General features: G+C 65.0%; 16 protein-coding genes, 2 tRNA genes and 1 pseudogene. 10 read left to right on the top strand and 9 right to left on the bottom strand.

Annotation, left to right across the window (positions count from 1 at the left end; genetic code table 11):
* Window positions 1–58 precede the first annotated feature (58 nt).
* Entirely contained in the window at window positions 59–1,627 is a 1,569-nt protein-coding gene (locus JQ566_RS10170) for a S10 family peptidase (RefSeq protein ID WP_212372085.1), read from the top strand.
* Here the strand turns inward: JQ566_RS10170 and JQ566_RS10175 are convergent.
* A complete protein-coding gene (locus tag JQ566_RS10175; protein WP_212372086.1) occupies window positions 1,614–3,002 on the bottom strand; it encodes a serine hydrolase domain-containing protein in 1,389 nt (462 codons plus the stop codon). The two genes, JQ566_RS10170 and JQ566_RS10175, sit on opposite strands and share 14 nt — an antisense overlap.
* 110 nt (window positions 3,003–3,112) lie before the next feature.
* A complete protein-coding gene (locus JQ566_RS10180; RefSeq protein WP_212372087.1) occupies window positions 3,113–3,655 on the bottom strand; it encodes a tetratricopeptide repeat protein in 543 nt (180 codons plus the stop codon).
* A gap of 250 nt (window positions 3,656–3,905) precedes the next feature.
* Between JQ566_RS10180 and JQ566_RS10185 the strand changes: the two genes are divergently transcribed.
* The 4 genes from JQ566_RS10185 to JQ566_RS34970 all read left to right on the top strand — a co-directional run bounded on the left by JQ566_RS10185 (window position 3,906) and on the right by JQ566_RS34970 (window position 6,457).
* Window positions 3,906–4,334 (top strand): His-rich protein BRANT, encoded by a 429-nt coding sequence (locus tag JQ566_RS10185; protein WP_212372088.1) that lies wholly within the window; start codon window positions 3,906–3,908, stop codon window positions 4,332–4,334.
* Window positions 4,335–4,598: 264 nt separating this feature from the next.
* On the top strand, window positions 4,599–4,994 hold the full coding sequence (locus tag JQ566_RS10190) for a hypothetical protein (RefSeq protein WP_349643316.1): 396 nt from the start codon (window positions 4,599–4,601) through the stop codon (window positions 4,992–4,994).
* 261 nt (window positions 4,995–5,255) lie between these two features.
* A complete protein-coding gene (locus JQ566_RS10195) occupies window positions 5,256–5,963 on the top strand; it encodes an outer membrane protein (protein WP_212372090.1) in 708 nt (235 codons plus the stop codon).
* Between the two features lie 251 nt (window positions 5,964–6,214).
* A complete protein-coding gene (locus JQ566_RS34970) occupies window positions 6,215–6,457 on the top strand; it encodes a DUF6719 family protein (RefSeq protein WP_212372091.1) in 243 nt (80 codons plus the stop codon).
* A gap of 27 nt (window positions 6,458–6,484) precedes the next feature.
* Here the strand turns inward: JQ566_RS34970 and JQ566_RS10205 are convergent, their stop codons facing one another.
* Window positions 6,485–6,739 carry a hypothetical protein gene (locus tag JQ566_RS10205; RefSeq protein WP_212372092.1) on the bottom strand — a complete coding sequence of 85 codons (255 nt, stop codon included), beginning with the start codon at window positions 6,737–6,739 and terminating at the stop codon, window positions 6,485–6,487.
* 313 nt (window positions 6,740–7,052) lie between these two features.
* Window positions 7,053–7,427, bottom strand: coding sequence for a hypothetical protein (locus JQ566_RS10210; RefSeq protein ID WP_212372093.1), 375 nt, complete (start codon window positions 7,425–7,427; stop codon window positions 7,053–7,055).
* Here JQ566_RS10210 and JQ566_RS10215 point away from each other — a divergent pair.
* Window positions 7,426–7,692, top strand: a complete 267-nt coding sequence (locus tag JQ566_RS10215) for a hypothetical protein (RefSeq protein ID WP_212372151.1) — start codon at window positions 7,426–7,428, stop codon at window positions 7,690–7,692. The genes JQ566_RS10210 and JQ566_RS10215 overlap by 2 nt on opposite strands.
* A gap of 3 nt (window positions 7,693–7,695) precedes the next feature.
* On the opposite strand, the gene JQ566_RS10220 is transcribed toward JQ566_RS10215, so the two are convergent.
* A complete protein-coding gene (locus JQ566_RS10220) occupies window positions 7,696–7,968 on the bottom strand; it encodes a hypothetical protein (protein ID WP_349643314.1) in 273 nt (90 codons plus the stop codon).
* 63 nt (window positions 7,969–8,031) lie between these two features.
* On the opposite strand from JQ566_RS10220, the pseudogene JQ566_RS10225 reads away from it, so the two are divergent.
* Window positions 8,032–8,720 (top strand): annotated as a pseudogene (locus JQ566_RS10225) (class I SAM-dependent methyltransferase).
* A gap of 402 nt (window positions 8,721–9,122) precedes the next feature.
* On the opposite strand, the gene JQ566_RS10230 reads toward JQ566_RS10225, so the two are convergent.
* Both JQ566_RS10230 and JQ566_RS10235 read right to left on the bottom strand, forming a co-directional pair.
* Window positions 9,123–9,197: transfer RNA gene (locus JQ566_RS10230), tRNA-Thr, on the bottom strand.
* Window positions 9,198–9,361: 164 nt separating this feature from the next.
* Window positions 9,362–9,823, bottom strand: coding sequence for a hypothetical protein (locus tag JQ566_RS10235; protein WP_212372094.1), 462 nt, complete (start codon window positions 9,821–9,823; stop codon window positions 9,362–9,364).
* Between the two features lie 283 nt (window positions 9,824–10,106).
* Between JQ566_RS10235 and JQ566_RS10240 the strand changes: the two genes are divergently transcribed.
* Both JQ566_RS10240 and JQ566_RS10245 read left to right on the top strand, forming a co-directional pair.
* Window positions 10,107–10,592 (top strand): hypothetical protein, encoded by a 486-nt coding sequence (locus JQ566_RS10240; protein WP_212372095.1) that lies wholly within the window; start codon window positions 10,107–10,109, stop codon window positions 10,590–10,592.
* Window positions 10,593–10,635: 43 nt separating this feature from the next.
* A complete protein-coding gene (locus tag JQ566_RS10245; RefSeq protein ID WP_212372096.1) occupies window positions 10,636–11,142 on the top strand; it encodes a hypothetical protein in 507 nt (168 codons plus the stop codon).
* Window positions 11,143–11,334: 192 nt separating this feature from the next.
* Here JQ566_RS10245 and JQ566_RS10250 read toward each other — a convergent pair.
* Window positions 11,335–11,420 (bottom strand) — tRNA-Tyr (locus JQ566_RS10250).
* 207 nt (window positions 11,421–11,627) lie between these two features.
* Between JQ566_RS10250 and rlmB the strand changes: the two genes are divergently transcribed.
* Window positions 11,628–12,455, top strand: a complete 828-nt coding sequence (rlmB, locus tag JQ566_RS10255) for a 23S rRNA (guanosine(2251)-2'-O)-methyltransferase RlmB (RefSeq protein WP_212372097.1) — start codon at window positions 11,628–11,630, stop codon at window positions 12,453–12,455.
* 10 nt (window positions 12,456–12,465) lie between these two features.
* Here the strand turns inward: rlmB and JQ566_RS10260 are convergent, their stop codons facing one another.
* The gene (locus JQ566_RS10260) at window positions 12,466–13,497 is read right to left on the bottom strand and encodes an LLM class flavin-dependent oxidoreductase (RefSeq protein ID WP_212372147.1); all 1,032 of its coding nucleotides are present in this window, start codon (window positions 13,495–13,497) and stop codon (window positions 12,466–12,468) included.
* Window positions 13,498–13,603 lie beyond the last annotated feature (106 nt).

Genomic DNA, 13,603 nt, shown 5'->3' on the forward strand with positions numbered 1-13,603 from the left:
ATTCCGCGCTAACCTTTCCGGTCTCACCGGCTGTCACAGCCGGGCAGGGAGAACGATCATGATCACGAATTTGCCGGTGCTCCGCCGCGCGAGCCTGGTGCTGGCGGTCTCGGCTTTCGCGCTCGCGGGCCTTGCGCGCGCGGATGATCCGCCGCAGCCGCGCTCCGAGGCGGCATCGCCGGCCGGACAGAAGGCCGGGCGCGGCGGTGGCGCGCAAAGCGCGACGCAGGCTTCCCCATCGGCGGCCGAGCAGCACCGTCTGCCGCCGGATTCGACCACGAAGCAGACGCTCGATCTGCCCGGCCGGACCCTCAACTTCGCCGCGACCGCCGGTTCGATCCGCGTGTTCGATGGCAAGGGCGAGCCGCTGGCCGATATCGCCGTCACCTCCTATGAGCTCGACGGTGCCGACCGCGCGACGCGCCCTGTGACGTTCCTGTTCAATGGCGGGCCGGGCGCGTCCTCGGCGTGGCTCCAGTTCGGCGCGGCCGGTCCGTGGCGGCTGCCGCTCGATGGCGAGGCCCTGTCGCCCTCGGCCTCGCCCGAGGTGAAGCCGAACGCGGAGACCTGGCTCGACTTCACCGATCTCGTCTTCATCGATCCAGTCGGCACCGGCTACAGCCGCTTCGTGGCGAGCGGCGAGGACGCGCGCAAATCCTTCTACTCCGTCGACGGCGACGTCAATTCGATCGCACTCGTGATCCGGCGCTGGCTCGAAAAGCACGCCCGGCTGACCTCGCCGAAATACGTCGCCGGCGAGAGCTATGGCGGCATTCGCGGACCGAAGGTCGTGCGCCAGTTGCAGCTCCAGCACGGCGTCGGCGTCAGGGGACTGATCATGGTGTCGCCGCTGCTGGATTTCCGCGAGTTCGCCGGCACCAGCCTCCTGCAATATGTCGCGACGCTGCCGAGCTATGTTGCGGTGGCGCGCGAGGCCAAGGGACCGGTCAAGCGCGCCGACCTCGCCGACGTCGAGGCTTACGCGCGCGGCGAATTCCTGACCGATCTCGTCAAGGGCGAGGCGGACAAGGAGGCGACCAATCGTCTCGCCGACAAGGTCGCCGAGCTCACCGGCATCGATCGGGCGGTGAGCCGCCGGCTTGCCGGGCGCTTCGACGTCGGTGAATTCCGACGCGAGTTCGACCGCAAGAACGGCAAGGTGACTGGACGCTACGACGCCTCCGTGCGTGGCTTCGATCCCTATCCGGATTCCAGCAGCTCGCGCTTCGGCGATCCCTCCGGCGATGCGCTCCAGGCGCCGCTGACGAGTGCCGCGGTCGACGTCCTGACGCGCAAGCTCAACTGGCGGCCCGACGGCTCCTATGAAGTCCTGAACGGCACTGTGGAAGGCCATTGGGATTTCGGCCGCGGCATCAACCCGCCGCAATCGGTCTCCGAGCTGCGCCAGATCCTCGCCACCGATGCGAAGCTGAACGTGCTGGTCGGGCACGGCCTGTTCGACCTCGCCACGCCCTATTTCGGAACGAAGCGGGTGCTCGATCAGCTGCCGGCCTTCGTGACGCAGCGCGTGAAGTTCGTCGTCTATCCCGGCGGCCACATGTTCTATTCGCGCGACGGATCGCGGCAGGCATTCCGGAGCGAGGTCGAGGCGCTCATTCGGGAGTAGGCCGACGCTTGCGTGGCTTGTATCGCCGCGCGATCTCGCGCGCCACGACGCTCGCAGGCTTCACATTGGCGCCGGCGATCCAGATGTCGCTGATCTTGCCGCGCTTGTCACGGACCCGGCGCACCGGCTCGCCGTGGCTGGAATAGCCGGCAGCCCAGGCGAGCTTGCCCGTGTCGCGGCCGGTGACTTCGATCTCGGCGGCATCCATGAACGGATTGTTGAACTGCGGATTGGCGACGAGCACGCGGTTGCCTGCGGGGACGAGGTCGGTCGCGCCCCAGATCGTCCACCAGCGGCCGGTCCAGTCGCGCAGGCGACGGTCGGGCGCGCCGCGGGTCTGGAAGACGCGCAGGATCTGCATCGCGCCGTCCATCCAGAACGGGGCCGCGCCGTCGATCGAGTTGCTGAGGATACTGATCGAAAGCTCGCACGCGGGAATGGCGCAGGTCCGGGAGATGTAGCCCTGGAAACCGCCGCCATGGCCGAACCAGTCCCAGCCGTCGGTCTTGCCGGCATTGACGCCCAAGCCATAATAGGCCTCGAAGCTCTGCGGGATGCGCCAATGGTTTCGCGTCATCTCGCGGCGGCTCGCGACCGACAGCACGCTCTTCTTCGCGTTGGGTGCCAGCTGCGCGAAGAAGCGGGCGGTGTCGGCGGCGGTGGCGACGAAGCCTGCGGCAGATGCCATCGCATGTGCTGGATTGTCGCCGGGGATGACGCAGCGTTCGCCCAGCGGCACTTTGCGCGTATGACCGCACGCGAACGGCGTGCTCTTGGCAAGCGGCGCATTCGGCTCGGTTTCGCGCAAGCCCGCAGGTTCGATGATCTCGCGCTTGATCCAGACCGGGTAGGGCTCCTTGGTCACGGCCTCGATCACGAGGCCAAGCAGGCCAAAGCCGTGATTGGAATATTTGAAGCGCGTACCGGGCTCGATTGCGGTGGCCAGCTTCAATTCCGCGAGCAGTTCGTCGGCGCCGAGATAGGGGCGGCTGTCGATGAACTGGCCGGAATCGGCGCCGTCGCGCGTCAGCCCCGCGCTGTGCGACAGCACTTGCGCGATCGTCGTCTCGGCGACGCGTGGATTGAGGCCGCCGACATATTGGCCCACCGTGTCGTCGAGCCGGAGCTTGCGCTGCTCGCGCAGCTTCATGATGCCGGCCGAGGTGAAGCTCTTGGAGTGCGAGGCGATGCGGAAGCGGTGGCGCGGGGTGAGCTCCTCGCCGGTGTCGAGATTGGCGAGGCCGAACGCATGTTCGGCGACGATTTCGCCGCGATGGGCGAAGGCGACGATGACGCCCGGCTGCTGGATTGTCGACAATTGGAATTCGATCCAGGAGCCGATGTAGTCGATCGCGGATCGCAGCCACGTGTCCATTGCGCTACCGGTTTGCGAGGGAGGATTGGGTGCGCGAGGCTAGCCGAAAACGCAGAACGGGCACAACCCTGAGGTTGTGCCCGTCCGCGTCGTTTGAAGATGCGATGTCTTCAGTAGACGAGCGTCGCGCCGGTCGGCTTGTCGAGCGCTGCGGCAAGCGAGCGATACTCCGAGCTGCCGGTGCCGGCGAGCGAGGCGATCTTGTTGAGATGATACTGCGCCTGCTCGCGGTTGCCCTGCTCGAGCTGCCAGAGGCCGTAATACTGCCAGGTGCGGACGTGGTTCGGATCGTCCTTCAGCGCCAGCTCGTAATAGAGCTTCGACGACTGATAGTCGCCGAGCTTGCGATAGGAATAGCCGATCAGATTGGCGACGTCGGCGACGTCGTCGCGCCCCAGCGACTTCAGCTGGTCGATCGCGCCCGTGTAATCGTGCTTGTCGTAGATCGCGGTGTAGGCGGTGCGATAGGCCGCGAGGAATTTGGGATCGCTGACGGAAGAGCTCTTCTTCTTGCCCTTCTTGGACGAGGAGTCCGATTTCGGCGGCGAGGAGGGCTCGTCACTGCCGGCGGCATAGGCGCTGGACAGCACCGGTGCGGCCGCCAGCGACATGGCGACCAGTCCCGGCAAGACAAGCATTGAGAGTTTGCGCATCTAAGTTCTCCCGTATGGAACGTGGCGATCCTACACGATTGCCCGAAGACCGGAACACCCATCGGGCGCAAACATTCCCCCTTCGCACGATCTATTCGCCGTAGCGCAGATGACAAACTTGTCATCCAGATGAACGAAAGCCTGCAATCGGCTTCAGAATGGGTTCAGTGCGCGGCGCCTAGGCTCCGACCTACGATCGAAGGGTAGGCGAGAGGGCGCCGCCTCAAGATCCTTCCAAGAGGAGACCACCATGTTGAAGACGATTTCCGCAGCTTTGCTCGCAGCTTCCGTGATCGCAGCCCCGGCCTTCGCTGCCGAGGCCGGCAAGACCACCACGACTGCCCCGGTGATCAAGGCGGACCAGAGCCAGACCAAGGCGGCGACCACCGCCGCGAAACCGGACGCCGGCGTCAAGGCCGACGCCAAGGCTACGGATGCCAAAGCTACGGACGCCAAGGCTACTGACGCCAAGGCTTCGGATGCCAAGGCTCCCGATGTAAAGGCGGATGCCAAGGTGGATACCAAGTCGAAGCCGATGAACGCCAACGCCGCGGTCACGACCGACGAGCACAAGACCGTGCGCAAGCATCGCCACCACCACAAGCAGGTCTCGGCCAAGCAGTCGCAGAAGGCGCAGCCGGATGTGACCAAGCCGGCGACGTCAGACAAGCGCAACTGACGACTGCTCCCGCGCGGCGGCATCCCTGGCATTGCCCCGCCGCCGCGCGCGGACGTCAGGCCTGGTCCGTTCGCCACGCCTCGTGCGCAAGCCCGAGGTGCCGGCAACGGGCCGGTGCGCCGTTTGCGCCGCTGCAAGCGAATTCCCTTCGCGCAGGCTTGGGCCCAGGCAGACTTGGGGTTAGGCAGACTTGGGGCTAGAACATCTCCGAATCTGATCGAGCGGAGAGCGGGGCCGGTGGGGCGATTGGCGAGATGTGCGGTGATCCTGGCGTTGCCGCTGGCGCTTGCGGCATGTTTCGGCAGCGACGGTGACCGTCCAACCCTGCTGGGTGGGACGCAGGCCGGCGGGCCGCAGCCGTTTCCTGACAATTTCCGGAGCGACACGCTGGCCGTGATGCGGACCTATCTCAACAATCCGGTCGGCGTGCGCGATGCCAGCATGGCTGAGCCGGTGCAGCGCGAGGTCGGCGGTCGGCAGTTCTATGTGAGCTGCCTGCACTTCACCCCGCGCGAGACCGATGGCAGCTACAAGATCATGCGCGAACGTGCCGTGATCTTCGTCAACGGCCGAGCGGATCGCGTGGTCGACCGGACCAGCGATCTCTGTGCCGGTGCGGTTTACGCACCCTTTCCGGAACTGGAAAAGATGACGCGGTAGCGCAAAGCCCGTCTTCATCGCCTGGTGCTAGAACGAGGTTGCCGGAGCCGCTGGATCACATTTCGGCGAGCTTTGAACGGGGTGTTTCCGCTTGCGACAAATCGATGCGGCGGCCTTGCGTACGCGACGTGAAGGAACCAATTCGCGTTGTTGCCACGCCGTCACAGTTGCGAACGATCAACGTTCCGGCATCGCCGCGAAGCAACCAAATTCACGCCACGTTGTTTGCTGAGGGTCGATTTTGAAAGAACGGGGATGGACATGAAGACGATCCTGCTGGGCGCAGTCGCCTTGCTTGCGCTGGCAGCGCCGGCCGCAGCGGCCGACATGCAGCCTCGCACCTACACCAAGGCGCCGGCCTATACGCCGCCGCAGGTCATCTACAACTGGACTGGTTTCTACATCGGCGGCCATGTCGGCGGCGCGTTTGCCGGCGACAGCAGCTTCCAGTCGAGCGACGCCCGCTTCCTGGGCGGCGTGCAGGGCGGCTTCGATTACCAGTTCGCGCCCAACTGGGTGGTGGGTGTCGAGGCCCAGTATTCCTGGCTGCCGACCAACAACAACGGTGTCACGTTCCCGCTGGGCACGCAGGTGACGTCCAACACCGACCAGCTCGGGTCGGTGACCGGTCGCATCGGCTACACCTGGGGACCGACGCTGCTTTACGCCAAGGGCGGTTATGCCTGGCGCAACAACGGCCTCGGCGTGAACATCGCCGGGGTGCCGCAGGCCTTCACCACCACCGGCAACAGCAAGGACGGCTATACCGTTGGCGCCGGCCTCGAATACATGTTCGCGCCGAACTGGTCGGCCAAGGCCGAGTACCAGTACTACAATTTCGGCAGCACCACCTTCACCTCTGGCCCGACGGACATCGTCGGCGTTCGTGGCCGGGAGGACGAGCATACCGCCAAGGTCGGTGTGAACTACCGCTTCGGCTGGGGCGGCCCGGCGGCCTCCCGCTACTGACCGGCCAGCGACGATCCAGGAGCGGACAAAGGCCGGCTGCGCCGGCCTTTCGGTTGCCGGTCTTCCGCCTGTCGGCGCCTCGTTTGCTTTGCGTGAACCATCTGGCGCGTCATTTGCTTGCAAACGACGCTGGCGCGCCTTCTCACGCGCGTCACGGGGGCGGGGTAAAGCAAAAATAATTTTTGCGATTTACGGAACTCGCGTTCCGGAACACGTTATATGAGAATTACCGGGCTGGTGAGACGACGGACATGCGTATCTTGGTGTCGGCAGTGGTGCTCTCGTGCTTTTTCTGCCTGCCGTGCTCTGCACAGACAATCCTCAGATCCGAGCCACTGATGCTGGCACCTTATGAGGTCGCCTTCGTCAAGGACGCTTCCTGTCCCTCCGGCAAGGTGCTGAAGGTGACCGGCGCCATCCGTGGGCTGCATCGCCGCAAGGCCTGCGTCGCTATGCCCGGCGAGCAGGCGTCGCTTGCGGCCGCCACGCCCTGAGCTCCGCTTCCGGTTTCGTGCCGGAGCTCAGGAATTCAGCTCAAGCTCCATCCTCGACTGCTGGTCGGCCTCAGCCTTGTTCTTGGCGGGGTCCTCGCCCTGGGCTGCCTGGCAAGGCGCGATCTCGTAGTCGTTGTCGAGCACCCGGCGCGGTCCCGGCCGCTCGTCATCCGTCATCACGTCCACGACGAGACCGCTCCGCTGCGCGAGCTTCCAGACGTCGGACTCGTCAGGATAGGCCTTGCTGATCTGGGCGTCGTTGCAGAACAGGGCGTAGGGCATTCTTCCCGCTCCAGGAACCGCTGCAAGAAGCCCAGTTAACGAGCTCGCCGGTAAGGGGTTCCGGCGTTCGGTTCGATCACGGCGCCGTGATCGGTAGCCACCGGCCCTTGAGTCCTTAACGAGTCCTGAATCCCGGAAAAAAGAATCCCTGGGACTCATCCGCCGGAATCAGGGGATGTTTTCCGCCATGACGAGCGACCTGAAGACATCCTGCGGGCACATGCTCTTGCCCCTCACGCTGGCGCTGTTCGGCGCCTGCGCGGCCAATCTCTGGCTGGTCTGGTCCTGGTTGTAGGCCCCTGATCCGGGGGCCTTATTTTTCGGCCGGTGGACCGGAAGCGTCGCGGATGGCGGCGCGCAATTTGGTCAGGGTCGCCGCACAATATTCCTCACGCTCGCGCTCGAAGCGCTCCTGATGCTTGCGGAAATTGGCGATGCGGGCCTGCATCTCGGTGCGGAAATCACCACTTGCGCGCGGCGGCGGGAGAGGTGCGGGCCGGGGCGGAAGGGGGGCTTGCGACGGCTCGACCTCGGCGGCGACCGCCTCCACGGCGACGATCTCCACCGTCACGGTCGCGTCAGCTGCGGGCGCCTCCGGCTGCAGGACGTCATCCTTCCTGCCGGTCACCGATTGGACGAAGGCCAGTGTCTGCGCGATCAGTGCGTCGCGCTCCCTGATCCATTTCATGATCCACCTCAGCCGCGCTTATTCCAGCAAAGCGGCAGCGTCGAATCAAGGAGGTTTACAAGGGATTGCATATTTTTCCCGGTCGTCCGACACTGGGCAAATGGATCCAACGAAACAACGTCCGGACGAAGCGGAGGGCCTAAGGCTCATCCGCGCGTTCCTGTCGCTGCCGCCCCACAAGCGGGCGGAGGTGATCGCGTTCGTGGAAGAATTGGCGCGTGCCCAGGTCCCGTCCGAGGAGGGCAAGGAGGCCTCGCCGCGGTGAGCGCTACCGCGCGCGCGGATTGACGTTGGGCTCGAACGGCGCGCCGACCACTCGAACCGTCTGAGCGGTGATGTCGACCTGCTTGGCGGCCGGCTTCTCCGGCGCCGGCCCGAGTACAGGTTCTAGCAGCGTCAATGTGCCGGCCACGGCGCCACAGCACAGCATAACCGTCGCCAGCAGAATCATATTTCGGTTTTCTTCCCTGATCCGCATGAGTCGAGAACGAGTGACGCCCGTCTTTGGTTCCGATGCGGCCTGATCGGATCGATGGCGCATGGCGATTTCGGACGCAGCGCATCACCTGTACATTGGCGCGCGACTTCGCATGAGGTTCGTCCGATGATCTCCCGTCGTCCTCCCGTGCTCGCCCACGAACGCTTCCTCGCCGACCGCGACAATTTCGCGGGCCTCGATCTTGCCGCACGGTTCGAGCGGATCGAGTGCACCAACCTTTGGGGCGCGGCCACGTCGGTGTCGGGCCTCGGCTCGGAGGCCCCCGCGATCGCCGCGATCCGGGAGGCGCTTCCCGCGCTGCTGCAGCGGCTCGGCGTGCGCTCGCTGCTGGATGCGCCGTGCGGCGATGCCGGATGGATTGGCCGGCTCGAGCTCGATGTCGACTACACCGGCATCGACATCGTGCCGTCGCTGATCGAAGCCAACCGCCGGCGTGTCGCGGGCGGCGGCTCATCGGGCCGGTTTCTCGTCGCCGACATCACGCGCGATGCGCTGCCGCGCGCGGACATCATTCTCTGCCGCGACTGTCTGGTGCATCTGAGCTTTGCGAATATCGATCGCGCCCTCGCGCAATTTCGGATGAGCGGCGCGCGCTTCCTGCTGGTCACCACCTTTCCCGAATGGGAGGGCAATCGCGATTGCGAGGACGGCGACTGGCGCGCGCGCTGAACATGGTGAAGGCGCCGTTCAACTGGCCCTTGCCGCGCGAGCTGATCAACGAGCGCTGCGAGGAGGGCGATGGCGGCTGGCGCGACAAGAGCCTCGGGCTGTGGCGGCTGGAGGATGTCGGATGATCGATGCCAGATGCAGTCGCGGCGCTATTTCACTCTCGCTTCCGGGACCGACCAACTGGTCGCGGCCGGCGTTCGGTCAGGGACGCTGCCTTGCGTTGGACGGCGTTCCTGTCGTCTGTATCGGTTCACCGGGAGCACGGTCCAGCGGCGGGTGAGGCCTGGCCAATCCTACCGTTCCGGGAGGTGGGTCGTTGCTGGCGGTACGGGTATTGACGCGCTCTAACGTGACTGTCGATGCAACCACAATGGCGATGGCCAAGGCGACAGCGGATAGGGCCAAGGCTGCTCGATCATTCGGGTCCATCGCCAGACCTCCGCGAGACGGCTCTATGGTGCAAGGATAACGCCACGCCGATGATTTGGTTCTTGCGTCAGGCCACGAGGCGGTGTCGGCCAAACCAATGGTGCCGGCTGAGGGGATTGAACCCCCGACCTTCGGTTTACAAAACCGCTGCTCTACCGCTGAGCTAAGCCGGCGACGCTGGAAAGCGGGACCGGGCCCGGCATGGACCGGGGCTATCCGCCCGTGCGCCGCAATACCAGACTTGATTGGAAAGTGCCAGAACCCGCGGAGCGTCCTTGCGGACATGTGTCAGGCGGCCCTGGGGCCGCCTGACAGGTTGCGTTCGCTTGAGCCCGCCTTACTGGCAGATGTGCCGGCGGCCGTCTTCACCCTTGAACCAGGTGCCGGGTGTACAGACGAAACCGTTGCGCTGGGCGTAAGTGCGGGTGTCCCATCCGCGATTGTCCCGGCCGCGGTCATAGGCGTAGGAATTGTCCCAGGCGCGGAATGGGGCGGTGGCAATCGCGCCCGCAGTGCCGATCGCAGCGCCGGCTACGCCGGCCGCAACGTCGGTCGGCCAGAAGCCGGTGCGGCTCCTGTTCCAGTCGTTGTTCCAGTCCCCACTGGTCTGACGATAGGAGGCGCGGCGATGGCGGTATCCGCTATCGGTGTACGGGTTTCCAGGACCGAGGTTCTGGCAGTTGGCGTTGGGGAATTGCGCCGAGCAGCGGCCCGGATTGATGACGACCGCCTGCGCCATAGCAGAGCCTGCCAGCATGGTCGCTGCAATCGCCGTGGCCCCGAGAAGCTTGATGGTCATGGTTGTTCGCTCCCATTTTGTTGACGGGAGCTAAACGCTGACGGTGCCGGGCGTTCCGATGCAACCTGGGATTTTTCGTCAGCGAACAGTCAAACGGATGTGAGCACGGCGGCGCCGTTCCGGCGTCGCAGTCGGCGCCGTTAACGCTTCGCTAGTTCGCTGTGCAGCATTTGAGCGGCGCGCAATCCTTGCACGTTAGGCTTACCGGAATTTGGTGAGCAGGCCTTAACCCTCTCTGTGCCGCGATCGGATAGGTTGTGTTCCGGATAACCGGGATCTCCTCATGCGCGCCGTGGCGCTCGCCGCCTTTCTGATCGGACTGCCTGCGACGGCGTTTGCCGACGGCGGCTTCGACATCGTCGTGCCCGGCCGTCCCGGCGTGCCGATCATCATCAACAACATCGATGCGTCCTATAGCGTGGTCGAGGGTGTCTGGGGGCTCGGCAAGAACCAGCAGGTACAGCCCACAATCTATGGTGGACGCTATATCGCCGAGCGGCAGCCCGACGACGTCGGCCATTATTATCCGACGCTGGGCCTGCGGCCCGGCTACGGCCGGCTCGAGGTCGAGCCGCCCGCGAACCGCAAATTGCCGAAGCCCGCCGAGAGCTACCACCAGAGCTGGGGCGCGTCGTCCGCGCCGCTGCCGGCGCAGATGGATCCGCCCGTCGATCCCCCGCCGGTGATCTACGCGCCCGAGATCAACGAGCGTCCTCGGCCCCCTCGGCCGCGGCCGCACACCGAGCTACCCGGCAAGCCGCCGGGTTGAGAAACGTGAAAATCCAAAAAACGGAAATCAACAGGAGAAAGTAATGCGTCAAATGATTTCGGGACTGGTCGCGGCAGCTGCCGTGATGTTTGTCGGGGCTGCGCCTGCCGCAGCCTGCGGCTTCGCCACGTGCGCGCCGGTTGCGCCGGTCTATTCCGGCTGCAACACCGGCTGCGGCGGCTATGGTTATGGCTATGGCTATGCCGCCTTCGAGCGTCTCGCCGAGCCGACCACGCAATATTACTACGTGAACCAGGGCCCGACCTATACCGGTCCGGGCGCCTTCGCGCCGTATCCGACCTACCGTGAGGACGCGGTCGTCGCGCCTGCCAATTACGGCTACGGCTATGGCTATCGTGCCGCTGCGGTCGCGCCGCCGGCCGCTTATCCTTATCGCCGCCCGTACTACCGTCCGTATCGCTACGGCTATGGCCCCCGCTACGGCTATCTGCCGCGCGTGCACTACGGCCATGCTCCGCGCTACGGCTATGCCCATCGCCACGCGCCGCACTATTACGGCGGTCACCGCGTGCTGCGCCGCTATTACTGATCCCTGATCGGTTGAGATTTGCGAAGCGCCCGTTCGCGTGATGCGGACGGGCGCTTTGCTTTATGGATGCGAACTGTTCTGTATCGGCGATCGCTTATCGACTGCCCGCCTGCGGCTGTCGGCTAAGCTAAGTCCGTGCGATGATGTTCTGAGATGGCTTGCCTAGCCGAAGCTCGCGAAGCGAGCGAAGGCTGGTGGGGGAGGCAGGACTCGAACCTGCGAAGCCATGAGGCGGCTGATTTACAGTCAGCTCCCTTTGCCACTCGGGACACTCCCCCGCTCGACGGCAGCACAATCGGGCCGGACCTTGCCGGCGGACCGAAGACGGCCATGGAACGTGAAGGCCGCGACAGCCCGGATCGGGGCGCGACCGGGCGCGTTTATGGGCGAAGCGGTGGGGCAAAGTCAACCGACGCGAACAGCTAAAATCGCCCCTGAAGGCACCCAAATTGCCATATTCCAGCGCCCGTGACACAAGCGAGCCCATGAAGGAACGAAAATTCGCCCCCAAGGGCTCCCGAGGCGGGGCTAAGCCCTTCAACAGGCCCGGAAAATCGGCCGGCCGCCCGGCCTGGCGCGACCGCGATTCGCATGGCGACGGGCCCGTCATCCTCTATGGCTGGCACACCGTCACCATGGCGCTCGCCAATCCTCAGCGCCGGATCCGCAAGCTGACGCTGACCGAGAATGCCGCAAGGCGGCTGGCGGAGGAAAACATCGCAACCCGCGTCGCGCCTGAGATCGTGCGGCCCCAGGAGATCGACCGCTTGCTGTCGCCCGACGCCGTGCATCAGGGCCTGCTCGCCGAAGCCGATCCTCTGCCTTCGCCTGACATCGAAGCCCTGAAGCAGGAAGGCATGGTGCTGGTGCTCGACCAGATCACCGATCCGCACAACGTAGGCGCCATCCTGCGTTCGGCCGCGGCCTTCGCGGTGAAGGCAATCGTCACCACCGCGCGTCACAGTCCGGAAGCCACCGGCGTGCTCGCAAAAGCCGCCTCCGGTGCGCTCGAACTCGTGCCTGTTGTCACCGTGCAAAACCTCGCCCGCGCGCTGACCGCGCTCAACGAGCGCGGCTTCCAGACCGTCGGCCTCGACAGCGAGGGCACCGAGAACCTTGCGGACGTCGCACTGCGCGAGCCGCTTGCGCTGGTGTTGGGGGCCGAAGGCAAAGGCCTCAGGCAATTGACCCGCGAGACCTGCAGCGTCGTGGCGCGGCTCGACATGCCCGGCGAGATCAAGAGCCTCAACGTCTCCAACGCCGCCGTACTTTCGCTCTATGTCGGCGCAAGCCGGCTCGGGCTGATGAAGTAGCGACGGAACGCTACCCCATCATCTCCCGCACCATCGGCACCACCTTCCGCCCATAAAGCTCGATGCTCCGCATCAGCTTCTCGTGCGGCAATGGCCCCGCCGAGTACTTCAACTGGAACCGCGAGATCCCGAGCGCCTTCGCCGTCTTCGCGATCTTCCGCGCCACCGTTTCCGGCGAGCCGACATAGAGCGAGCCATGTTCGGCCTCGCTGACGAATTCGTCGCGGCCCATCGGCGGCCAGCCGCGCTCCTTGCCGATGCGGTCGCGCATCGCCTTGTAATCGGGCCACAGCTCCTCGCGCGCCTGCGCATCCGTCTCGGCGACATAGCCCGGCGAATGCACGCCGATCGGCTGGGCCGGGCGGCCGAATTCCTTGAATGCGCGATGATAGAGATCGACGTAGGGCGCAAAGCGCGCGGGATCGCCGCCGATGATCGCGAGCATCAAGGGCAGATCGTAATGCGCGGCGCGCACCACCGATTGCGGACTGCCGCCGACGCCAATCCACGTTTTGAGCGTGCCGTTCGCGACCGGCGGATAGACCAGCTGATCCCGCAGCGGCGGACGCAGCTTGCCTTGCCAGGTGACCGGCTGCTGCGACAAGAGCGCGGCGAACAAATCGAGCTTCTCTTCGAACAACTCTTCGTATTTGCGCAGGTCGAAGCCGAACAGCGGGAAGGATTCGGTGAACGAGCCGCGGCCGAGGATCACCTCGGCGCGTCCGTTCGAGACCGCGTCCAGTGTCGTAAAGCGCTGGAAGACGCGAATGGGATCGTCCGAAGACAGCACCGTCACGGCCGAGCCGAGGTGGATGCGCCTGGTGCGCGATGCGATTGCGGCGAGCACGGTTTCCGGCGAGGAGATCGCAAAATCGGCGCGGTGGTGCTCGCCGAGGCCAATGAAATCGAGGCCGAGTTCGTCCGCCAGCACCGCTTCGTCGACGACGTTGCGGATCACCTGCGCATGCGTGATCACGGCGCCGGACGTATCTCTCGTGACGTCGCCAAAGGTATCCAGTCCGAATTCGAGCGGTGCGGTCATCATTCAGGTCTCATGGGGAAGATGAACGACACTTAATGGACAGCCCCATCGTCACAAGGCGGCATTTCGGAAATGCTCGGTTTCCGTTTGCTCAATCGAGGCTGTG

This window comes from Bradyrhizobium sp. SZCCT0231 (genome assembly GCF_018130245.1).
Lineage (GTDB): Bacteria > Pseudomonadota > Alphaproteobacteria > Rhizobiales > Xanthobacteraceae > Bradyrhizobium > Bradyrhizobium japonicum_F.